The following is a 429-nucleotide window of genomic DNA, read 5'->3' as shown; positions in this document are numbered from 1 at the left end:
GCGGTCATCACCCACCACGACCACCAGAGCGACAACAGCGAAAGCGACGATGCCGGGTGCGGGTGCTCCGACTGGCGCACCGATGCCGACCTAGACACCGAGCATCAGAGTTCGGGCTGGGACCTGTTCCCCACCGGCCTCTACCGGACCGAATGGTCCCCGACGCTGAAACCGGACCTGGACGGCCACGCCGCCATCATCGAACACGAACGCGCCCGGGCCGCGATGCGCGCAGCGCGCGCTAAAGCACGAGCACGCTTCACCACCAGGACCACCAACAGCGGCGATACCACCGACCAAAGCGACAGCAGCGGGCAAGCCACCGCCGCCATGCCGACGCCTCCGGCCGCACCGACAGCCGAAGCCGAAGCATCATCACCACGAGAGCCCGCCCTCGCGGGAACTACCACCACGGCCAGGACGGTCAGG

At 68.3% G+C, this 429-nt stretch carries 1 protein-coding gene; it reads left to right on the top strand.

Features of this window, described 5'->3' with window-relative positions; all coding sequences use genetic code 11:
- Positions 1-429, top strand: a 429-nt coding sequence (locus LO763_RS28605) for a hypothetical protein (protein WP_230792323.1), incomplete at both ends; no start/stop codon positions are given.

Source organism: Glycomyces amatae, from assembly GCF_020991375.1.
In the GTDB taxonomy this organism is placed as follows: Bacteria; Actinomycetota; Actinomycetes; order Mycobacteriales; family Micromonosporaceae; genus Glycomyces; species Glycomyces amatae.
The sequence above is the reverse complement of the archived record's forward strand: the minus strand, read 5'-3'. Positions and strand labels throughout refer to the sequence as shown.